The organism is Polaribacter sp. IC073, from assembly GCF_007997075.1.
Taxonomy (GTDB): Bacteria; Bacteroidota; Bacteroidia; order Flavobacteriales; family Flavobacteriaceae; genus Polaribacter.
Window position 1 is genome coordinate 106,241 of the sequence record NZ_VORS01000009.1, and the last position, 22,538, is coordinate 128,778.

General features: G+C 31.5%; 22 protein-coding genes and 1 tRNA gene. 9 read left to right on the forward strand and 14 right to left on the reverse strand.

From position 1 onward, the window contains the following. Positions 1 to 14: 14 nt before the first annotated feature. Complete coding sequence (locus ES045_RS13580) at positions 15 to 1,871, forward strand: LTA synthase family protein (RefSeq protein WP_223267258.1); 1,857 nt, start codon at positions 15 to 17, stop codon at positions 1,869 to 1,871. A gap of 85 nt (positions 1,872 to 1,956) precedes the next feature. After that, the gene (locus ES045_RS13585) at positions 1,957 to 2,334 is read left to right on the forward strand and encodes a DoxX family membrane protein (protein WP_147116837.1); all 378 of its coding nucleotides are present in this window, start codon (positions 1,957 to 1,959) and stop codon (positions 2,332 to 2,334) included. A gap of 184 nt (positions 2,335 to 2,518) precedes the next feature. Here the strand turns inward: ES045_RS13585 and ES045_RS13590 are convergent, their stop codons facing one another. The 3 genes from ES045_RS13590 to ES045_RS13600 all read right to left on the reverse strand — a co-directional run bounded on the left by ES045_RS13590 (position 2,519) and on the right by ES045_RS13600 (position 5,513). Then, positions 2,519 to 3,499, reverse strand: coding sequence for a YpdA family putative bacillithiol disulfide reductase (locus tag ES045_RS13590; protein WP_147116838.1), 981 nt, complete (start codon positions 3,497 to 3,499; stop codon positions 2,519 to 2,521). A gap of 16 nt (positions 3,500 to 3,515) precedes the next feature. Then, the gene (locus ES045_RS13595; RefSeq protein WP_147116839.1) at positions 3,516 to 5,027 is read right to left on the reverse strand and encodes an FMN-binding glutamate synthase family protein; all 1,512 of its coding nucleotides are present in this window, start codon (positions 5,025 to 5,027) and stop codon (positions 3,516 to 3,518) included. A gap of 231 nt (positions 5,028 to 5,258) precedes the next feature. Continuing rightward, positions 5,259 to 5,513, reverse strand: a complete 255-nt coding sequence (locus ES045_RS13600; protein ID WP_147116840.1) for a type B 50S ribosomal protein L31 — start codon at positions 5,511 to 5,513, stop codon at positions 5,259 to 5,261. A 253-nt stretch (positions 5,514 to 5,766) separates the two neighbouring features. Between ES045_RS13600 and ES045_RS13605 the strand changes: the two genes are divergently transcribed. After that, the gene (locus ES045_RS13605; protein ID WP_147116841.1) at positions 5,767 to 6,807 is read left to right on the forward strand and encodes a glutaminyl-peptide cyclotransferase; all 1,041 of its coding nucleotides are present in this window, start codon (positions 5,767 to 5,769) and stop codon (positions 6,805 to 6,807) included. Between the two features lie 84 nt (positions 6,808 to 6,891). Continuing rightward, on the forward strand, positions 6,892 to 8,403 hold the full coding sequence (locus ES045_RS13610) for a hypothetical protein (RefSeq protein WP_147116842.1): 1,512 nt from the start codon (positions 6,892 to 6,894) through the stop codon (positions 8,401 to 8,403). Positions 8,404 to 8,416: 13 nt separating this feature from the next. Here the strand turns inward: ES045_RS13610 and ES045_RS13615 are convergent, their stop codons facing one another. Together ES045_RS13615 and ES045_RS13620 are read right to left on the reverse strand one after the other, a co-directional pair. Continuing rightward, a complete protein-coding gene (locus tag ES045_RS13615; RefSeq protein ID WP_147116843.1) occupies positions 8,417 to 8,614 on the reverse strand; it encodes a hypothetical protein in 198 nt (65 codons plus the stop codon). After that, a complete protein-coding gene (locus ES045_RS13620) occupies positions 8,604 to 9,890 on the reverse strand; it encodes a metal-dependent hydrolase family protein (RefSeq protein WP_147116844.1) in 1,287 nt (428 codons plus the stop codon). Before ES045_RS13620 ends, ES045_RS13615 begins: the two co-directional genes overlap by 11 nt. Before the next feature lie 64 nt (positions 9,891 to 9,954). Between ES045_RS13620 and ES045_RS13625 the strand changes: the two genes are divergently transcribed. From ES045_RS13625 to ES045_RS13635, 3 genes are all read left to right on the forward strand, one after another. Next, positions 9,955 to 10,635: an SDR family NAD(P)-dependent oxidoreductase gene (locus ES045_RS13625; protein WP_147116845.1), complete on the forward strand. Its 681-nt coding sequence runs from the start codon at positions 9,955 to 9,957 to the stop codon at positions 10,633 to 10,635. An 83-nt stretch (positions 10,636 to 10,718) separates the two neighbouring features. Then, complete coding sequence (locus ES045_RS13630) at positions 10,719 to 11,312, forward strand: SprT-like domain-containing protein (RefSeq protein ID WP_147116846.1); 594 nt, start codon at positions 10,719 to 10,721, stop codon at positions 11,310 to 11,312. Further along, positions 11,302 to 12,384: a mannose-1-phosphate guanylyltransferase gene (locus tag ES045_RS13635; RefSeq protein ID WP_147116847.1), complete on the forward strand. Its 1,083-nt coding sequence runs from the start codon at positions 11,302 to 11,304 to the stop codon at positions 12,382 to 12,384. The genes ES045_RS13630 and ES045_RS13635 overlap by 11 nt, the downstream gene beginning before the upstream one ends. A 75-nt stretch (positions 12,385 to 12,459) precedes the next feature. Here the strand turns inward: ES045_RS13635 and ES045_RS13640 are convergent, their stop codons facing one another. The 5 genes from ES045_RS13640 to ES045_RS13660 all read right to left on the reverse strand — a co-directional run bounded on the left by ES045_RS13640 (position 12,460) and on the right by ES045_RS13660 (position 16,282). After that, positions 12,460 to 13,932: a DUF389 domain-containing protein gene (locus ES045_RS13640; protein WP_147116848.1), complete on the reverse strand. Its 1,473-nt coding sequence runs from the start codon at positions 13,930 to 13,932 to the stop codon at positions 12,460 to 12,462. 62 nt (positions 13,933 to 13,994) lie between these two features. Beyond that, entirely contained in the window at positions 13,995 to 14,531 is a 537-nt protein-coding gene (locus tag ES045_RS13645; protein WP_223267259.1) for a CIA30 family protein, read from the reverse strand. Positions 14,532 to 14,637: 106 nt separating this feature from the next. Beyond that, positions 14,638 to 14,710, reverse strand: a tRNA-Lys gene (locus tag ES045_RS13650). Positions 14,711 to 14,770: 60 nt separating this feature from the next. Next, positions 14,771 to 15,538: an ABC transporter ATP-binding protein gene (locus ES045_RS13655; RefSeq protein WP_147116850.1), complete on the reverse strand. Its 768-nt coding sequence runs from the start codon at positions 15,536 to 15,538 to the stop codon at positions 14,771 to 14,773. A 3-nt stretch (positions 15,539 to 15,541) separates the two neighbouring features. After that, positions 15,542 to 16,282: an MlaE family ABC transporter permease gene (locus tag ES045_RS13660; protein ID WP_147116851.1), complete on the reverse strand. Its 741-nt coding sequence runs from the start codon at positions 16,280 to 16,282 to the stop codon at positions 15,542 to 15,544. A gap of 109 nt (positions 16,283 to 16,391) precedes the next feature. Between ES045_RS13660 and pafA the strand changes: the two genes are divergently transcribed. Beyond that, on the forward strand, positions 16,392 to 18,032 hold the full coding sequence (pafA, locus tag ES045_RS13665) for an alkaline phosphatase PafA (protein WP_147116852.1): 1,641 nt from the start codon (positions 16,392 to 16,394) through the stop codon (positions 18,030 to 18,032). Between the two features lie 3 nt (positions 18,033 to 18,035). Here pafA and ES045_RS13670 read toward each other — a convergent pair whose 3' ends face one another. Further along, a complete protein-coding gene (locus ES045_RS13670; RefSeq protein ID WP_147116853.1) occupies positions 18,036 to 18,707 on the reverse strand; it encodes a PrsW family intramembrane metalloprotease in 672 nt (223 codons plus the stop codon). A 47-nt stretch (positions 18,708 to 18,754) separates the two neighbouring features. Continuing rightward, the gene (gene ctlX, locus ES045_RS13675) at positions 18,755 to 19,687 is read right to left on the reverse strand and encodes a citrulline utilization hydrolase CtlX (protein ID WP_147116854.1); all 933 of its coding nucleotides are present in this window, start codon (positions 19,685 to 19,687) and stop codon (positions 18,755 to 18,757) included. Between the two features lie 166 nt (positions 19,688 to 19,853). On the opposite strand from ctlX, the gene ES045_RS13680 reads away from it, so the two are divergent. Next, positions 19,854 to 20,654, forward strand: coding sequence for an aspartate dehydrogenase domain-containing protein (locus ES045_RS13680; RefSeq protein ID WP_147116855.1), 801 nt, complete (start codon positions 19,854 to 19,856; stop codon positions 20,652 to 20,654). On the opposite strand, the gene ES045_RS13685 is transcribed toward ES045_RS13680, so the two are convergent. Next, a complete protein-coding gene (locus ES045_RS13685; protein ID WP_147116856.1) occupies positions 20,641 to 21,552 on the reverse strand; it encodes an NAD(P)-dependent oxidoreductase in 912 nt (303 codons plus the stop codon). The two genes, ES045_RS13680 and ES045_RS13685, sit on opposite strands and share 14 nt — an antisense overlap. Positions 21,553 to 21,586: 34 nt before the next feature. After that, positions 21,587 to 22,501, reverse strand: coding sequence for a dimethylarginine dimethylaminohydrolase family protein (locus ES045_RS13690; protein ID WP_147116857.1), 915 nt, complete (start codon positions 22,499 to 22,501; stop codon positions 21,587 to 21,589). Positions 22,502 to 22,538: the final 37 nt, after the last annotated feature.

The following is a 22,538-nucleotide window of genomic DNA, read 5'->3' on the forward strand; positions in this document are numbered from 1 at the left end:
TATCCTTTTTTTTGATGAAGAATTTTAAAAACAGACTTTTATTCAACATTTCTTATTTCTTTTTATGGATTGGTTATTTTATTTTTGCTCGTTTATTTTTCTTACTTTTTTATTTTGATAAAACACAAGAATTAAGTTTCACTACTATTCTTAAAAGCTTTTTATACGGCCTGCGTTTAGATGCCTCTTTTTCTGCTTATTTAAGTTTCATTCCGTTTTTATTACTTCTTATTTCAATATTTTTAAATCCTAAAAAAATTGGTAATATCATAAAGTGGTATTCTTACACTCTAGTAATTCTTATCACTTTATTATTAATTATTGATGCGAGTTTATATGCATCTTGGGGCACGCGATTAGACACTACTTTATTAACGTATCTAAACACACCAGAAGTAATGCTTGCTTCTGTTTCTAGTTTTCAACTAATTTCTGGACTTATTTTCTGGTTGCTTACTTCGTATGTTTTTATCAAAATATTTAAGAGAACTATCCATAAAAATATTGAAAAATTAAGTATTGGAAATTGGTTACAAGCACCGGTTTTTCTTTTAATTACCGCCGCTTTAATTATTCCACTTAGAGGTGGTTTACAAACAATTCCTGTAAACCAAAGCAACGTTTATTTTTCTAGTAAGATGTTTGCCAATCATGCTGCAATTAATTTCATTTGGAATTTCTCTAACGCCTTAACTCACAAGTCCGACGGTAAAAATCCATATAAATATTTTAGTGATGCTGTAGCTAAAAAAATTATCAATAAAAATAGAAATCAGCTTTTAGAAGCAAGTACAGATACTATCTTAAATACAACAAAACCAAACGTAATTTTAATTATTTGGGAAAGCTTAACGGCTAAAGTTGTGGGGCCTTTAGGAGGTGAACCTACGGTTACAGAAAACTTAAATAGACTTTCTAAAGAAGGAATTTTATTTACCAATTTTTATGCAAACGGAGACAGAACAGACAAAGGAATTCCTGCAATACTAAGTGGTTACTATCCACAACCTACTGTTAGCATTATGAAAATGCCAAACAAAACGAGAAGTTTACCAATGCTTCCGCAAAAAATGATTGACTTAGGCTACAAAACTTCTTTTTACCATGGTGGCGATTTAAATTTTGGAAACATGAATACCTATTTACGAAATGCAGGTATTACAGATTTTGTTGATGGAGATGATTTTGACAAAAAAGATTGGAACTCTAAGTGGGGAGCCCATGATCATATTTTTATGCAGCGCTTTTCTGATGATCTAGCTAAAGAACAAACACCCCCTTTCTTTAAAATTGCTTTAACGCTAACAAGTCATGAACCTTATGAAATTCTTGGCGATTACAAATTCGGAAAAGATACTGAAGAAAATAAATTTAGAAGCGCCCATGCGTACACCGATAAAGTAATTGGCAAATTTATTGAAGATGCAAAAAAACAACCTTGGTACAAAAATACACTCATCGTAATTTTAGCAGATCATGGCCATCGTTCTCCTAAACATGAGGGCGCATTTAACTCTCCAAAGAAATTTAAAATTCCGATGTTGTGGTTGGGTGGCGCTTTACATAAAACAGGAGTAGAAGTAGATAACATTGCTAGTCAAGTAGACTTTTCTTACACATTGCTAGACTTATTAGATGGTGATAATTCTGCATTTAAATTTAGTAAAAACATATTTAATGCTTCAGAAAACCAATACGCACATTATATTTTTAATAATGGTTTTGGCACACTTACTAAAAATGGGACTTTTTTATTCGATAATGTAAGTAAAAAACCAATTGTAGAAAAAGGAAAAGATGCTTCTAAATTAGACTCTTTAGGAAAAGCAATTACCCAGAATGCATATCAAGATTTTTTAGATAGAAAGTAATAAAACATCCCATTCTGCTTTAAACTGCATACAATAAAGTCGCGAATACTATTTAATAACACTACCTTACCTAAAAACAACTTATATGAATTCAAAAGTATTTCTTTTTCTGCGTATTTTTTTCGGTCTTTTTTTAATCTTTTTTGGCTTAGACCACTTTTTTAATTACATCCCTTTTCCAGAAATGGCACCAGAAGCAAACGCCTATTTTCAAAACTTATTATCAACCTATGCGATGCAACTTGTTGGAGTAGTAGAAGTCGCTGCTGGTTTGGCTTTTCTTTTCAATAGATTTGGTGCATTAATGTCGTTAATCTTAATGAGTGTTTCTATTAACGCCGTTCTTTTTCACCTTTTTCTAGATCCAGAGAAAATTTACGGAGCTTTAATTTTATTAATTCTGAATATTATCTTTATTTATCAGTATAAAGAAAAATATGCCCCTTTATTAAAATCGAAATAATTACAAATTAAAAATATTCATAACTATACTTTAGTTCTAGTGTGTATAGTTATGAATATAATATTAAGGCTACCAAAACTTACATTTAGGATACACAAGCACTAGATACTACATCTGTTTTTTTTAGTGAAATGGGAGTATTAAGAAAGACTTCTTCTTAAAATAAATAGAGTACTCTTTTTCTTTACAATGAAACCGCTGTCTGTTTTTCTAAAACAGCTCCAACAATCATTTTTGCATGAATGCGAGAGTTTTCTATAAACCATTTGTGCGTATCCATTCCACCACAAATAACTCCAGCTAAATAGACTCCTTTGATATTGGTTTCCATGGTTTCTTCGTTATAAGAAGGAATCTTCTTCTCATCAACCGAGAACGAAACACCAATTTTTTCTAAAAAAGTAAAGTTTGGTTTGTACCCCGTTAATGCCAAAACGAAATCATTTTGTAACATTTCTAATCCGTTTTCTGTATTTATAGAAATAGTGTCTTTAAATATTTCTTTAACGGTAGCATTATAATATACCTTAATACTTCCTTCTTTAATCCTGTTGATAATATCTGGTCTTACCCAATATTTTACACGTTGCCCAACTTCTGTTCCTCTAATAACCAAAGTAACGTTTGCTCCTTTTCTATAACATTCTAGTGCTGCATCTACAGACGAGTTACTTGCGCCAATAATTGCTACTTTTTGTCCTGCATAAAAATGCGGATCATTATAATAATGAGAAACTTTAGATAGTCCTTCTCCCGGAATATTTAAAGTATTCGGAATGTCATAAAAACCAGTTGCAATAACTACATTTTTAGATGCATACCTATTTTTATCAGAAATAACCATAAACTCATTATCTGTTTTAGAAATTGAAGTTACTTTTTCAAACAAATTTATATGCAATTTATTTGACGTTGTAATTCTTCTGTAATACTCTAAAGCTTCACTTCTTCTAGGTTTTGCCTCTTTACTAATAAACGGAATTTCATCTATCTCCAACTTTTCTGAAGAAGAGAAAAACTGCATGTTTACAGGATAATTATATAACGAATTTACAATAGGGCCTTTCTCTAGAATAACATACGTTAAACCTTTTTTTTGGGCTTCTAAACCGCAAGCAATTCCAATAGGTCCTCCACCAATAATAACAATATCAAAAAACTCCATAAAATGAAAAACTTTTTTATTCTTTATAATAAATTTCTTCTAAACTTACCACCTCATCATCTTTCCTTCTTCTAAAAACCTGACTTGCTTTTATATTATAAATAGCAGCTACTCCCATAGCACCAACTACCTCTTTAACCGTCATGATGGTTTTATTATGGTAGTTTTTTACTCTTATATTTTTCTTTTGTACAACCAATGCCTTTACTAAATCTGGGTCTTGCGTAGCCACACCAACTGGGCACGTATCTAAATTACATTCTCTCGCTTGTATACAACCTAAACTTAGCATAAAACTTCTTGCCATACCAATGGCATCTGCCCCTAAAGCTAAATATTTTACAATATCAAAAGCATCAACAGCTTTACCACTTGCAATAATTTTTATTTGGTGCTTTAACTGATATTTTTGTAACAGTTTGTTTATAAAAACCAACCCTTCTACTAATGGTGTACCAATATAATTTGTAAATTCCATTGGAGCAGAACCTGTACCTCCTTCTCCACCATCTACAGAAATGAAATCTGGGTAGTTGTTTGCACTTGCAAATGCGGCTATCATTTGCTCTATTTCTTCATTATTACCAACACATAATTTAATTCCTACAGGTTTACCATCTGATAAATCTCTTACTTTTTGAATAAAAGCAACCATTTCTTCAAAGTTAGAAAATGCAGAATGACTTGGTGGCGAGTCTACTTGTGTACCTACCTCTACTTTTCTGATTTTTGCAATTTCTGCTGTATTTTTTTCTGCAGGAAGAATTCCTCCATGACCAGGTTTTGCTCCTTGAGAGAGTTTAATTTCAATCATTTTTACTTCTGGGCGAATGGCATTGTCTCTAAAAATCTCATCGTCGAAAACCCGTTTTCCATTTAAAGATTGTCCTGCTCCAAAATACCCTGTTCCTACTTGAAAAATTAAATCTCCTCCTTGCAAGTGGTAAGGAGAAACTCCACCTTCACCAGTATTATGTGCAAAATTCCCCATTTTAGCTCCTTGATTTAATGCCATAATTGCATTTTTACTTAAAGAACCAAAAGACATTGCAGAAATATTGATAATAGAACCGTCGTATTTTTGTGTGCATTTGTCTGAACCAAAAATAATTCGATCTCCTACTATTTCATGGTGATTTTTTGGAAACAGAGAATGCTTTACAAACTCGTATCCTTTCTTATACACATTGTGTTGTGTACCAAAAGGAACCGTTTCTTTTTCTAGTTTAGAACGTTGATAGACAATACTTCTTTTCTCTCTATTTATTGGCGTTCCGTTTAAATTATCTTCTATAAAATATTGTTGAATTTTATCTCTTTCTTCTTCAAAAAACCAGCGTAAACGTGCTATTAAAGGAAATGCTCTTAATAAAGAATGTTTGGTTTGTAGGCTATCGTGAATTGCAATTATCATTAACAAGCCTGAAATGGACAGTAAAATTATGGTTCCTATTTGTGGAAGGAAATAAACTAAAACCCCTGATAAAATTGTAATTCCTATGAAAATTGCAAGTATGGTATTTCTCATTTTTTGTTCATTTTTAAAAGACGTTAAAAGTACTCATTTTACACCATATACTGTCATAGCTCTTGCAAATAGTTTGCGTTAGGGATTGCAGTGAAAATCCTTTTTGTGAAGTATGAATAAAAAGATTGCAACGTAAAGCCCGACCTGTAAGGAAACGCCCAAATGATAAACAACAAAAAACTCCAACAAATAAATGTTGGAGTTTTAAATATGTTTAAAATTCTAAAAGAATTACTCTTTTTTGAATTTTGCGTATTTGTTTTTGAACTTGTCAATACGTCCTGCAGCATCGATAAGTTTAGATTTACCAGTGTAAAATGGGTGAGAAGTTCTAGAAATCTCTAATTTTACTAAAGGATACTCTACACCTTCTAACTCTAAAGTTTCTTTTGTGTCTGCAGTAGAACGTGTTATAAATACATCTCCGTTAGACATATCTTTAAAAGCCATCATTCTGTAATTTTCTGGATGAATTCCTTTTCTCATTGTAATATATTTTAATACTTTTATGTTTATGTTTGTAAGCGTAAAATTGGTAAAGTTTTACACAATATTCTAAATAGCTGTCTTTAACTATTTTGAAGATGCAAATTTAACCTTATTTTTTAATTTACAAATAAATAATTAGTTTTTATTTCACCTAAAAGCAAATTTAAGCTTCTTTTAGTTCTTAAAAGTTGTTTTTTGTTGTCTTTTTTTTGAATATTTACATTCTAATACATTGAAATCTATATAAATAATGAAGAATTATTCTATCTTAATATCCTTTTTAACTCTATTGTTTCTAACTTCTTCTTGTGCTAATGACTATAAATTTTCTTTAGAGAAGCCTAATAAAGTTGTTGTAAATGAGTCTGTCACTATAAAACTGACGGAGAAAAATGACAAACCTGTAGATAAGGTTCAGTTTTATATAAACGGAAAAGAAGTTGCTAGTGAAGGTAATATTGCAAACATTAATACAACAGATTTGGGTGTTGGTAAACACGCTGTTAATGCTTTGGCATTTTTTAATGGGAAAACGAAAAAAGAAAATGGCTTTATAGAGGTGTTTGCAAATACAAAACCTGCCATTTATACCTATAAAATTATAAATGAATACCCTCATGATAAAAAAGCTTACACACAGGGTTTAGAATATTATAACGGGTTTTTATATGAAACCACAGGTCGTAGAGGCGAATCTACACTAAGAAAAGTAGAAATTGAAACCGGTAAAGTACTTCAAAAGGTTTCTTTAGATGACAAGTACTTTGGTGAAGGAATGACCATTGTAAACAATAAAATTATTTGGTTAACTTGGGAAAACAAAAAAGGTTTTGTCTATGACTTAGAAACATTTAAGCAAGAAAAAGAGTTTGCCTATAATAAAAGTAAAGAAGGTTGGGGCTTAACCCAAAACAAAACCGAATTGATAAAATCTGACGGATCCCATAAAATTTGGTTTTTAGACAAAGACAATTATACCGAAAAAAGTTTTATACAAGTATATTCACACGATAGAGCCGTAGATCATTTAAATGAGCTTGAGCTGGTAAACGGAAAAATATATGCCAATTATTATCAAAAATCTGTTATTGCAATTATAAATCCAGAAAGCGGAATTGTAGAAGGCTTAGCCAATTTAAAGGGCTTAGAAAAAGAAATGGCTAAAACACAAAATTTAGTTGCAAATGATGAAGTTTTAAACGGTATTGCTTATGACGATGAGAACAATAGATTATTTGTTACTGGTAAATATTGGGGGAAATTATTTGAAATAGAACTGATAAAACAATAATTAAATGTTTTAAATGTTCTCTTTTTTTTAAAGAACATGTAACTACACTGGTAGTTTCGAAACAACCACATACAACATAAATCTATGCGCTACTTTATTACTTTTATTATTTGTATTGCTCTTATTTCTATGAGCTCTTGTAGAAAAGATTTCTCTACCATACCCAACTCTGGTAAACTAGAATTCTCTAAAGATACCGTATTTTTAGACACCGTTTTTACAAGTATTGGTTCGGCAACTTATAATTTAAAGGTATACAATAGAGGAAATAATGCCATTACAATTCCTAGAATTCAATTAGAAAACGGCACCTCTTCTAACTACCGATTAAATGTAGATGGAATTCCTGGAAAGGAATTTAATGACATTGGTATTCTGGCAAAAGACAGCATTTTTGTTTTTATTGAAACTACTGTAGCTGTTACAAATGAGCCAAACCCTTTGTACACAGATCGTATTTTGTTTGATACTGGAGATAACCTGCAAGATGTAGACTTAGTTACTTTGGTAGAAGATGCGAACTTTATTTTTCCGGGTAAAAATGCCATTTCTATGAAGATAGATAGCTTAACGCTAAACGGACAACCAACCACTATTAAAGGACGTTTTTTAGAAGATACAGAACTTACCTTTACAAAAACAAAACCTACTGTTATTTATGGTTATGCAGCAGTTCCTTCAAATAAAACATTAACAATTGAAGCTGGAGCAAGAATCCATTTTCATAACAATTCTGGTTTAATCGTAGATGATAAAGCAACTTTAAGAGTAAACGGAACTTTTTCTGAAAAAGTTATTTTCGAAGGAGATAGGTTAGAAAATAGTTTTAGTCAGACTCCTGGACAATGGGGAACTATATGGGTGCGTGCAGGAAGCAAGGACAATGAGATACAACATGCACAAATTAAAAATGGTATTATTGGTATTCTAGTTGATAGTATTGGATCTAACGCTACTCCTACTTTAAAACTAGAAAACACAGAAATTTACAATCATTCTAACTTCGGAATTCTTGCCAGAGAAACAAATATTGAAGGGCATAATGTGGTTATTGGTGCTGCAGGACAAGCTTCTTTAGCAGCAACTATTGGCGGAACGTACAATTTTACACACAGTACTTTTGCGAATTACTGGAACAGCGGCATTAGACAATTACCAGCTGTTTTAGTAAACAATTTCTTTGTTTACACTAATGAAGCCGGACAAGAAATTACAGAGACTAGAGACTTAAAAGCTGCTAACTTTACGAATTGTATTTTTGATGGCAATAATAACATTGAATTTTTATTAGATAATGTTGATGGAGGTGGTTTGTTTAATTATTCTATAAAGAACAGCCTTATTAAATTTAACGACTTCAACAACTCTTTTGATGGTGTTACTGAAGTAGATTTTGCAGACAACACAAACTATCGCAATATTGTTTTAAATGGTAATCCAAATTTTAGAGATACCCAAAAAGGCGATTTTATTATTGGTGATAAAAGTGATGCCATAAACAAGGCAATTACAACACCATTTACGCTAGACATTTTAGGCATTGACAGAGCAACAAACCCAGATATTGGTGCATATCAACATATAACTTTTGAATAGAAAGAAGAGAAAGCTAATTGCCTTCTTCTTCCTTCTTGTCTTTGTATCTCTTGTAAGAAACCAGCCCTATTAGTAGCCATAATATGCTAACAAACCAAGAGTTTACTTCAAATCCAAAAAGATCACTTGTAGGTTTGTTTTGCACAAGGTTTACAATGATACTTATTATAGAAAATGCGACTATAAATAAGTTTAAATTTTTATTTCTCATCTTTATATACTTTACCATTTTTCATCACAAAAACTACCTTTTCCATGGTAGCAATGTTTTTTGTTGGATCTTCATCTACAGCAATAATATCTGCAAAAAAACCACTTTGTATTTGTCCTATTTCATTTTCCATCTTTAGCAACATTGCATTTGTAATGGTTGCAGACTGAATTGCTTCCATAGCTGGCATTCCAGCTTCCACCATAAAACCAAACTCTTTACCGTTATTACCGTGTTTAAAAACTCCAGCATCTGTTCCGAATGCAATTCCTACGCCTTTTTTATATGCTTTTGCAAAAGTATCTTGAATTTGTGGACCAACGGCCAATGCTTTAGGCACCACAATATCAGGATAGAAGCCTGGTATCTTCGCCTTTTCTTCTACTTCTTTTCCGGCAGTAATTGTTGGCACTAAATACGCATCATGTTTTTTCATCAATTCCATCGTTTCAGAACTCATATAAGTTCCGTGTTCAATAGTTTTTACGCCACCAATAATTGCTCTTCTCATTCCTTCATCTCCATGAGCATGCGCAGCAACATACATTCCGTAATCGTTTGCTGTTTTACAAATTGCTTTTATTTCTTCAATTGTAAATTGCGGATTATCACCTGACTTCGCAACACTTAAAACACCACCAGTTGCCGTTATTTTTATGCAATCTGCGCCATTTTTATAGCGTTGTCTTACTGCTTTTTTTGCATCATCAACAGAGTTCACAACACCTTCTTTTGGCCCTGGGTTGCCAATTAATTTCCTACTACTTCCGTTTGTAGGATCTGCATGACCCCCAGTTGTTGCCAAAGATTTACCAGCTGTAAAAACTCTTGGTCCAGGAATTTTACCTGCGTTAATTGCATTTCTAATGGATATATTAACACCACTTCCTCCTAAATCTCTTACCGTTGTAAATCCGTTTAAAAGTGTCGTTTTAGCAAAACCAACCGAATTAAAAGCAACATCTGCTTCGTTCAAAACATAACTATTTAGCCTTGTATTTCTATCAAACTCTTGTTCTATATGCACATGAAAATCAATTAAACCAGCCATTACAACCTTATCTTTTAAATCTATAGTTATTGCTGTTACACTTTTAGGCGAGACATACCCATCCATCACTTTGTAAATTTTATTTTCTTTTACAATAATGGTTTTTTTAGTTGCTATTTCTCCTGATTTGGTGTCTAATAATTTTCCGCATAAAATATAAGTAGTTTGCGCCATAAAATTCTGCATAAAAAATACGGTTATAAAAAGCAAAAATATTTTCTTCATTTGTATCTATTTTGTCTTTAAATGTATGAAAAAATACTTAATTTGCTTCCTTTAAATGAAAAGAATGAAAAACGTAGTAATTACAGGAACAAGTAGAGGAATTGGATTTGAGCTTGCTAAACAATTTGCAGAAAACGGACATCAAGTTTTAGCTCTTTCTAGAAATTCAAAACCATTATTAGCCCTAAATCATAAAAACATCACTGTTTTATCTGTTGATATTTCTAATTCTGAAGATCTTAATAAAGTTACAGATTTTATTAAAAATACTTGGAAAAAAGTGGATGTTTTAATAAATAATGCAGGAAAACTAATCAACAAACCTTTTACAGAGCTATCTTCGGATGATTTTTTAGAAGTTTATAAAGTAAATGTTTTTGCGGTTGCAGAAATCACAAAATTAATGATTCCGTTTTTGCAAAAAGGAAGTCATGTAGTTACTATCAGTTCTATGGGCGGAATTCAAGGAAGCATGAAATTTCCTGGTTTAGCAGCTTATTCATCTGCAAAAGGTGCTGTAATTACACTCTCAGAATTACTAGCGGAAGAATATAAAGAGCAACAAATTGCTTTTAATGTTTTGGCGCTCGGAGCTGTACAAACAGAAATGTTAGAGGAAGCATTTCCTGGATACCTAGCACCACTTTCTGCTACAGAAATGGCAGATTATTTATATAATTTTGCTTTAACAGGTAATAAGTTCTACAACGGAAAAGTGTTGCAAGTTTCTTCTTCAACTCCGTAATCAGTAATCAGTAATCAGTAATCAGTAATCAGTAATCAGTAATCAGTAATCAGTAATCAGTAATCAGTAATCAAAATTAAAAATTGACAGAAGATTATCAAAATTACATACCACAAAAAGCGATTCCTTTTTTGGAGTTTCTTATAAATGAACACAACTTTACGCTAAAGATTGTAGAACAACGGGCTACAAAACATGGCGATTTTAGAAGCTTACCAAATGGTAAGTTTCAAATCACCGTCAATAACAACCTGAACAAACATCAGTTTTTATTAACTTTAGTTCATGAAATTGCACATCATGTTACGCATCAAAAATTCGGGCTTGTGCAGCCACATGGGAAAGAGTGGAAAGCAGTATTTCAACATTTAATGTTGCCTTTTTTGAACCCGAACATTTATCCGAAAGAAATACTGCCTTACTTGGCACATTATTTAAAAAACCCTAAAGCAAGTACAGATGCTGATGTTAACTTATCATTAGCTCTAAAAGGAAATCTAGCAGAAACAGGAAAGAAATTTATCTTTACAATTCCTTTTGAAAGTTTTTTTATCTTTAAAGATGTTATTTATAAAAGAGGGAACAAGAGAAGAACACGCTATGAGTGTACAAATATGGCAAATAAAAAAGTCTATCTCTTTAATCAAAACGTAGAAGTACAAAGTTATGACAGATAATAAAAATTATTACGCAGTTATTATGGCTGGTGGTGTTGGTTCTCGTTTTTGGCCAATGAGCACGTCAACATATCCAAAACAATTTCATGACATTTTAGGTGTTGGCCAAAGTTTAATTCAGAGAACTTATGAAAGAATTAATGATTTAATTCCTTCAAAAAATATTTTGATTGCAACGAATGAGCGTTATGAAAAATTGGTTTTAGAGCATCTGCCAAAAGTAAAAAAGAACCAATTATTACTAGAACCTGCCATGAGAAATACAGCACCTTGTATTTTATATGCAGCTTTAAAAATATACAATCAAAATCCTGATGCTGTAATACTCGTTGCTCCTTCAGATCATTGGATTGATAATGAAGCAGAGTTTACTAAAAATATACAAACTTCTTTTAACGCTTGTTCTAAAGCAGATATTTTGATGACGCTAGGGATTCAACCAGACGCACCAAATACAGGGTATGGTTATATCAAATTTAAAAAAGATGCTTCAGAAATAAAAAAAGTAAAGAATTTTACTGAAAAGCCGAATTTAGAAACTGCTGAAAAATTTCTAGAAAGTGGCGATTATCTTTGGAACGCAGGCATCTTTATTTGGTCTGCAAAAAGTATTATTAAGGCTTTTAAAAATACTTTACCAGAAATGGTTGCTGTTTTAGATGATGAAAACAATGTGTATAATTCAGATTTTGAAAACGATTTTATCAAAAATAATTATTCTAAATGTCAAAATATTTCCATTGATTTTGGTATCATGGAAAAAGCAAAAAACGTACACGTTTTACCCGTAGATTTTGGCTGGAACGATTTAGGAACTTGGGGATCTTTACACAGCAAATTAGAAAAAGACGATGCCCAAAATGCCGTTGTAGGGGCTCAAACAATATTTAGAGATGCTCATGGCAACATGATTAGAACACAATCTGGCAAGAAGGTTATAGTACAAGGCTTAAGTAATTTTATTATTGTTGAAAAAGAGGATGTTCTTCTAATCTGTCCTAGAGAAGCGGAACAAGATATTAAGCAAATAACGGCAGATGTTCGAGAAGAATTTGGTAAAGATTTTGTTTAAATAACTCCTTCTTTTATCACCTTATCATATAAATTGAACCCTTTCAGATTTTTAAAATCAAAAAGGGTTTTTTATTTATTTTTCTCTTTTAATAAACAACGTATCTAGCGCCATTTCTTTTTGAAGCCAGTTTCTTAATTCTCTTTCCTTTGGTGAGATAATACTATCTGGTAATTTTATATTCCATTTTATGGTTGCAACAGGAATGGTATCAATCTTAATAAAATCTTTAGAAAATAGCACACTTGCATAACCAATTTCTTCAATATCTACATATCTAATTTTTGCATCTTTAGCAATTCTACTAAATGCAACCGCCTTTTCATTTTTATTTAAAGCGTCTTGCTCTATTCTATAATTTAAACTCGAGATGGTTTCCTGTAAACCCGCTATTTGTTTTTGCAAACCAGCTACAATATTTTTACTTTCTTGTAATTCCTCACGCTTTTCTTTATAGGCAGTTGTTATTAGATCGAAACTTTTAGTATCACTGTCTCTCACCTTTAAAGACACTTCTTTTAAATGCTGATACCTAGGATCTGTTAACATTCTATTTTTTAATGAATTTTCTTCAGCTTCACTAACCTCGTTAAAGAATTTTAATTCTAAAGTCTTAGATTCTTTATCATACGGACTTTCCATTAAAAGATAAGAAGGGTTAGAACTGATTTCATTTTTAATAAATATTGTTATTTCTGTATCAACCTGGTTTTCATTAAATACGGTAATAAAAGTAAAAATAGCAGGAATCATAACTGCTATACCCACCACCGTAGCAATTGTAGAGTATCTTTTTCTCTTGGCAGCATTTGCATATTTATGCATTGGAAAGTTTAACAGTTTTAAAACTAGAAATGTTGCCAACGCGATAAAAATAGTATTAATTGTAAACAAGTACATTGCTCCAAAAAAGTAAGAAAAATTTCCTTTAGCCAAACCATACCCTGCAGTACAAAGAGGCGGCATTAATGCGGTGGCAATAGCAACACCAAAAATAACAGACGCAATGGTGCCTTTCTTAGTTCTTGCCACCATTAACGCTAAACCACCAAAAAAGGCAATTAAAACATCTCGTATGTCTGGACTAACGCGTCCTAATAATTCTGAGTTATCCTCACTCAAAGGAAAGAAATAAAAGAATAAGAATGATGCAAATAAACTTAGCCCAATCATGGTTCCTAAGTTGATTAAAGACTTCTTGAATGTGTCTATATCATTTAAAGCGAAAGACATTCCTAAGCCTAGAATTGGCCCCATTAAAGGAGATATTAACATGGCTCCAATTACAACAGCCGTTGAATTTGCATTTAATCCTATAGATGCCACAAAAACCGCGAAAAGCAAAATCCAAGCAGTTGCGCCTTTAAAAGGAATATCTGCTTTAATAGCCTCTATAGTAGCTTCATGATCTGTATCATCTCTAAAATCGAAAAGTTCTATTAAAAATTTTTTAACACTATCTAATAAACCTCTTGCATCATCTTTTACATTCTGTCCGGATTCTTCTGCAGAATTAGGTGTTATGTTTTTTTTAATATCTTCTTCCATTACCTGTTTATTTGAACTGTGGAAAGGTACAACAAAAACTAATTTGAAATCGTATTTATAAACTACTGAAGGTAGATTTTATCTATCTCTAATTTAAAGTTTTCGGCAGTCTTGTTTCCTATTAAAAATGCAATTTCTGCTATGTTTTCTGATGAAAAATTACCTATTTCTAACTTTCTACCTCTAAATGCAGGGTACATTTCAGAAAGACTAATTTTAATTATTTGCCATTCTCCGTTTGTTTCAAAGTTAGCAACAAAAGAGTACTGGTTACTTAGCGTATCTTTAATTCTAAATTGATATTTTTTAGCTCCCCCTTTTACCCTTAAAACAACTTCTTTAAAATCTTTTATTTCAATGGAAGAAAAACGATGTCTTAATGATGAAAAGCCACCATTGTTTTCTAAAGATACGTTTCCGTAAAACTCTCCATAACCATTTTCATTTATTTTGAAATTCCCATTAGACCTTCCTCCCATCACAACATCGTCTAGTACGCTCCAGTTAGAAATATCTGAATTAGATTTAAAGTCGAAAATTACTTGGTTTGAATTGCTCATAAAAAGGATTGAAATAAGTATAAAATAAAATTTATTCATAATTTTAAGAAATTATAGAACAAAAATATTTATTAAAATCTATTAAATTGCAGAAATTGTGTTAAATAAAAAAAACTCCACACAATGTGTGGAGTTTAATTTTCTGTGACCGGGCTGGGGCTCGAACCCAGGACCCTCTCCTTAAAAGGGAGATGCTCTACCAACTGAGCTACCAGGTCAATATCTATCTCTTAGCGGCTGCAAATATACACTTTATTTACAACCAACCAAATATTTTTTTATTTTTTTTCATTCAAATAAACTTCCCTCACTTTCTTCAATAAATTAGAGGAATACACAAAACTTACAACTGCTTCGTTATCAGTAGAAAATATATCTTCACTGGTCCCTTCCCATGCTTTTACGCCTTTATTTAAAAAAATAATTTTTTCTCCAATTTCTATTACAGAATTCATATCATGTGTATTAACTACGGTTGTAATTTTATATTCTTCTGTAATTTCTTGAATTAAGTTGTCTATTACAATAGCTGTTTGAGGATCTAACCCAGAATTTGGCTCATCACAAAACAAATATTTAGGGTTCATTACAATTGCTCTTGCAATGGCAACTCTTTTCTGCATACCACCAGATAACTCTGCGGGCAATTTTTTATTTGAGTTTTCTAAATTAACTCGTTTTAAAACAGTGTTTACTCGATCTAACATTTCCGCTTGCGACTTTTCTGTAAACATCTTTAAAGGAAACATTATATTTTCTTCTACTGTTTGGGAGTCAAACAAAGCACTTCCTTGAAAAACCATACCAATTTCTTGTCTCCATTGCATTTTCTCTTCTTGGGAAAACGCTGTATTTATTCTTCCATCAAAAGAAACAGTACCTTCCTCTGGCACATGCAGACCTATTAAAGATTTTAAGAAAACCGTTTTCCCAGAACCACTTTGACCAATAATTAGATTGGTTTTTCCTGGTAAAAAAGTAGTAGAAATTCCTTTTAAAACTTCTACTCCATTAAAACCTTTGTGTAAATTTTTAACCTCTATCATATATTAAGTTAACAACATTTGAGTTAGAAAATAATTAGCAATTACAATTAAAATTGTGGTCCAGACAACCGCTTGTGTACTCGCTCTACCAACAGCAATAGACCCTCCTTTCACATAATAACCATGGTAAGAAGGCACAGTAGCTATTAAAAAAGAAAAAATAAGTGTTTTTATAAGTGCATACACAATTAAAAATGGCTTAAAATCTGTTTGTATTCCTGTAATATAATCTGCACCCGTAAATAAACCAGAAAGCACACCAGCAACCCAACCTCCAAAAATTCCTAAGACCATTGCCAAAGTAATTAAAAACGGATAAAATAATAAAGCTGCTAAAATTTTTGGTAAAACTAAAAAGTTAAGAGCGTTTATTCCCATAACTTCTAAAGCATCTATTTGCTCTGTTACACGCATTGTACCAATACTAGAGGTAATATATGAACCAACTTTACCCGCAAGAATTATACAGCAAAAAGTGGGTGCAAATTCTAGTATAATAGATCTTTTTGCAGCAAAACCTATTAAGGAATCTGGTATAAATGGGCTATCTAAATTCAGTGCTGTTTGCAGTGCAATTACCCCTCCAATAAAAAAAGAAATAAACATAATAATACCAAGAGACTTTATACCCAAATCTTCAATTTCTTTCATTAAAGCTTGATAAAAAACACGAAATTTTTGTGGTTTTCTAAAAACACGCCCCAACATCATAAAATACTTACCTACATGTTCTAAATACATCATTCAACCAAATTTTAAGCTAAAGTATTAAAATATCATTAATTGAATGTTAATTATCACAAATCAAAATAAAAAATAATTACTTTTGATCAAAATTAAATGATTTTTAATAATGAAAAAAGCAACTTTCTTCCTTTTATCTTCAATTATATTATTTTCTAACTGCAATAATCCTAAGCCAGTAAACAAAAAACCAAAATTAGTAGTTGGTATTGTGATAGATCAAATGAGGTACGATTATTTAACTCGCTATGCAGACAGATATGGTGCAGGTGGCTTTAATCGAATTTTAAAAAACGGCTTTTCATTAGAAAATGCTCACTACAATTACATCCCAACCTATACTGCCGTTGGTCACACTTCTATTTATACAGGAACAACACCCAGCAATCATGGTATTATTTCTAATAATTGGTATGATAAATATTTAAAAGAGAGTATTTATTGTGTAGATGACACAAATTACAAAACAATAGGCAATAAAGGTAGTGTTGGAGAAAAATCTCCAAAAAGATTGTACACAACAACGGTTACAGATCAACTGCATTTAGCACAAAATATGCAAGGAAAAACCATAGGAATTTCTATTAAAGATAGGTCTGCAATTTTGCCTGTTGGTCACACTGCAAATGCTGCTTATTGGTATGATGGTGGAAATGAAAATAAATGGATTACAAGTTCTTTTTATATGGAAGAATTACCTAGTTGGGTAACCGAGTTTAACAATAATAATAAAGCTGATGCCTATTTAAATACTACCTGGGAAACTTTACACGATATAAAGACATATACACAAAGTAGAAGTGACAATAATATTTTTGAAAATAATTTAAAAGGACAAGAAAAACCTGTTTTCCCGAAAGATTTAAAAAAACTGAGAGGACAAAATGGTAATTTTAGCTTGATAAAAACAGTTCCTGCAGGAAATACCTATACAGTAGATTTTGCAAAAGCAGTTATTAAAGGTGAACAATTAGGAAAAACAAAGTTTACAGATTTTTTAGCCGTAAGTTTTTCTTCTACAGATTATATAGGTCATAGATATGGTGTTGCGGCTGTTGAAACCGAGGACACTTATTTACGTTTAGACAAAGATTTAGAAGATTTTTTTAATTTTTTAGATACTGAAGTTGGCAAAGGAAACTACACATTATTTTTAACTGCAGATCATGCAGCTGTGCATGTTCCTTCTTACTTACAGTCTTTAAAAATTCCTGCACATTACATGAGCACTAAAGAATTTAGAGACTTTATATTAGAAATCACTCAAAAATATTTTAACTCTAAAGAGTTGATAGAAAATGTTTCTAATTATCAGATATTTTTAGATAAGGCAAAAATTGAATCTTTAGGGTTAGATTTAAATGTGGTCGCTCAAAAATTAGCTGATGAAGTTATCAATTTTGATGAAATATATAAAGCTGTTACCGCAAGAACATTGCAAACAACTCATTTTACAGACGGAATTATGAGTTCTCTTCAAAATGGCTATAATCAAAAGTTTTCTGGTGATGTTTTAATGATTCCTAATCCTGCAACGTTAACTAGCGGTAGAAAAGGCACAAGTCACGGTTCTGGCTATTCTTATGATACTCATGTACCTATTATATTCTATGGAAACGGAATTAAAAAAGGACGCTCTTCAAAGAAATATGATATTACAGATATTGCACCAACAATTTCTAATTTATTAAATATTGAAGCTCCAAACGGTACTTCTGGAAAAGTAATAGAAGAAGTTTTAGATAAATAAGAACTATTTAAATATAGACCTATTTTGATGTTTTTTAACGGCTTTTTTAGAAAGTACAATTCCTAGTGTTAAAGAAATAATTGCGCCAATCCACATTCCGGGTATAAAGTTTATAAATAAGAAAAAATCATAAGCTCCATGAAAAAGGATTGCCAGCAAAAGACCTACTAAATTTAGTTTCACTTTATGTTTAGAAAACTTAGCTCTTCCCATAAAATACCCCATTAAAATGGCAAACGTAGCATGTGCAGGAACTGCTGTAAATGCTCTGGTAATTCCTGTTGCTGCTCCGTATTGATAGGTGTATAAAATATTTTCTAGAGCTGCAAAGCCCATAGAAACCATTACAGCGTAGACAATACCGTCAAAAGGCTCATTAAACTCTTTATTTTTTTGAGCATAGAATTTTACAACAACATATTTCGAAAATTCTTCAACCAAAGCAACAACAATAAAAGCTTTTACAAATTGCTGAAAAATATTTTTTACATCTGTTAAAGGAATAAAAACGGAAGCAATGTAACCTAGAACAAACGTTAGAATAATGCTTACAGTTGCTCCCAACAAGAAGCTTTTAGTTAGAATACCTATTGGTTCTTTTTCGTATTTATCTTTGAAATAAATATAAAGAATAACAATTGTGATAGGTGCAATAGCTAATAGTAATAAACTCATTTTGTAAAGATATCAAAAAGACATTTTGACTTTGCTAAATGTTCCGTTTAGTTTTTAGGTAGAAATACTTCCGCCATCATACAACGTGCACTTCCGCCTCCACAAGTTTCTATGGTGTCTAAAGAACTAGAAATAATTTTACAATGATTGTTTATTTTGGCAATTTGACTTTGTGTTAAAGAATCATGAGCTGTTTTACTCATTACTAGAAATAGCTCGCCATTTGCACCACGAACTTGCAGCATATTTCCGGCAAAACTATGCATTTGTGCTTCTGTAATATCAATTACTTGTTTGCTATCTTCTTTTAAGTGTTTTAGCACATTCTTTCTCTCAGATTTATCATCAATAGAGTCTAAGCAAATTACGGCAAAAGTTTCTGCAACACACATCATAACATTTGTATGATAAATAACTGCTCTTTCTCCTGCTATAGTTTGGTTTGCTACAAAAACGACTGGTGTATATTCAAAATCTTCACAAAACTCAATAAATAAATCTTCATCTGCTCTGGCAGACAAAGCACAATATGCTTTTCTATTTACTCTATCTAAAATAATACTTCCTGTAGCTTCTAAAAATAAATCTTCATGTTCTGCAGAAGTATAATCTACTATATTTTCTATAATAAATCCGTTTTTTTCTAATTCATTTAGAATATCATCTCTTCGTTCTAAACGTCTGTTTTCTGCAAACATTGGGTATAAACCAACGGTGCCATCAGAATGAAAAGAAATCCAATTATTTGGAAAAATAGAATCTGGCGTATCGAATGTATCCGTATCTGAAATAACGACAACTTCTACTCCAAAACTTCTTAATTTAAAAACGTAAGCATCAAACTCTTCTTGTGCTTTTTTATTGATTTCAGCATTTTTTAAATCGATTTCTTCTTGAAAATAATTATTAACAGCTGTTTGTTCATTCATCCTAAAGTTAATAGGACGAATCATTAAGATTGTATTTGTAGTTTGTTGCATTTTGTAAATATATAAGCCACAAAATTAGCCTTTTTTATGGTGATAATAATCAACTTGAATGTATATATTTTTTTACTATTTAAAAGACTATAAATACTTAGTAATCCCTCTTAAATATGGTGTAAACTATTTTTTAGATTACAAAAAAAAACTTATGTTAGCTACTATGAAAACACATACATTAGCCATTGCAGGTTGCGGTAAATTAGCTCACATTATTGTAGATGCTTTGTTAAAAAACTTTTTGCCAAACTATCAATTAATTGGCAGCTACTCGAGAACTTTTGATAAAGCTGAAGAAATTTCTAATAAAATAAATAACTCTGAAGCAGGTTACGCTTGTAAACCCTGCAATACATTTGAAGATTTGTTATTACTGAAGCCAGATTACATTGTAGAAACTGCATCTCCTGCGGCATTTAAAGAATGGGCTTTGCCTGCCTTAAAAAACGGATCGTCTATTGTTACCTTATCAATTGGAGCTCTTGCAGATGAAGAATTTTATAAAAAGGTAGAAAAAACTGCTCTAGAAAATAATGTTAGAGTACATTTAGCTTCTGGTGCAATTGGTGGTTTTGATGTTTTAAGAACGGTTTCTTTAATGGAAGAAAGTGACGTTGCTTTTACCACTGAAAAAGGCCCAAATTCTTTAAAAAATTCGACAGTATATTCAGATAGCTTACAGACTGAAAAACAAACAGTTTTTCATGGTAATGCCAAGGAAGCTATTGCGCTTTTCCCTACAAAAGTTAATGTTGCTGTTGCAGCTTCGCTAGCTTCAGTAGGACCAAAAAACACAACAGTTAGCATCAACTCCAGTCCTAATTTTGTTGGAGATAATCACCGAATTGAAATAACAAGTAAACAAGTTCACGGAGTTATAGAAATTTATAGTAAAACTGCACAAATTGCGGGTTGGAGTGTTGTAAATACGTTAAGAAATATTGTTTCTCCTATTGTGTTTTAGCATAAGTTGCTAAGTTTTCCAATACTTTTTCACTCAAACGCTTAAAAGCTTGCTGTGTTCTTCCAGTAGAAACCTGGAAACAATTAACATTTGGATATGCTAGAAAATGGTTACTGCCTAATGCACCAAGTGTATCGCAATAAACAAGGTTGTTTCCATTTAACCACTCCTCAAAAGGCTCAGCATCCCAAGCAGGAGATAAGCCTGTATTCATTAAAATTTTATTATTTCCGAGATGTTTAAATTCATCTGAATGTAATAATATTGTATTCTTATTTAAACATGTAATAACAACTTCATTTTCTGACAATAATTGCTTTAAAGGTAAAAATTGATACCCTTTGGCTTTGGCTTCTTCTTTTTCGCTACGTGCAAAATAACTGATTTCTGCTCCAAAAAAGCGCAAAGCATCAGCTACCATTCCACCAGATTTACCTAGACCTACAATACCTGCTTTAATACCTGTAATTTCACGAGGAATTTCGCTCCAAGGTTTTCTTACTGCTCCATTTGATTTATTACCAAAACCATGTAAACAACGCACCAATTCGCTAATTACATATTCTACCACACCTTCATCTCCATAGTCACGAACACCCAATACCGTTATATCTCTAGAGTTGGCGTAAAGAATATCTACATTTGCGCTTTCGGGTGTATATAAAGAGCAACACATACCAATGTATTTTATGTTTGGGCATTGTTCTAACACTTCTCTACCTAAAATTGTTCTATGACTTACTAAAACCCCATCTGCATCTCCAATACGTGCTACAATTTCTGCAATAGTATTTGGTGTATCTTCATGTAAGATTACTGTTTCTGCAAAAGTTTCTAATTTTTTATTAGCTGAAGAAATTAATTCTAATGGTTCTATTCCAACAAGTTTTTTAAACATACTACAAATTTATCTTTTTTTTAAAAACTAAAATCTAATCTCTTATCAAGGGCATTGTAGAACAACGTAACAAACCTTCTTGTTTGGCTATTTCTCTATACGCTACTTCTTCTACAGTAAAACCATTTTTACGCAACCAAGTATTTAAACGTGTAAAGTTTTTTTCTGATATAATTACATCTTCAGATATAGAAAAAATGTTGCTATTCATATTAAACATTTCTTCTTTATCAATTTCAAAAACATTTTCTTTTCCAAATAAATTTAACAACCACTCATATTCTTTTGCTACTAAAAAACCATTTCTATGAAGTATGGCTTTATTTTTTCCTATTGGCTGAAAACAACAGTCTAAATGCAATGCATTTTCTTTAGGATCTGTGTTGTCTTTTCTTAATTCAAAAGACTTTACCGTTTTATTCGGAAAAAGTTCTTGTAACGCTATTACAGCATCTATATTTGTGCGCGCCGTTATATGTTCTGAGTAATCTTCCCCAGAATAAGTTCCAACAAAAATATAATCATTCCAAGGCATAACATCTCCACCTTCTACGTGGCATTCTTCTGGTAATTTTATAATATTTTCTTGATCAATTTTAGAAAGAACATGGTTTATTGCTTCTATTTCTTGATCTCTGTCTGGTAAGATATTTGCTTTAATTAACTTATCGTCAATAACAAAAGCAATATCTCTAGAAAAAATCTGATTGTAATCTTCTATAATTTCAGGTCTAAAAACTTCTACATTATATTTTTCAAAAATGGCAAGAACAGCTTCCATTTCAATAATCATGTCTTCTTCTTTAGGATATGTCCCTGCTAAAACATGTTGTACACTTTTGGGATCATAACAGTCTTCTACCTTCGGTATCGGGCCGTTACTTTTTGCAATTCCTAAAACAACTGCTTTTAGCCTAGAAGTTTCGTTTTTAATATTAAGTTTTAACATATCTAAAATTATAAAAAAAGCTTCATATAATATGAAG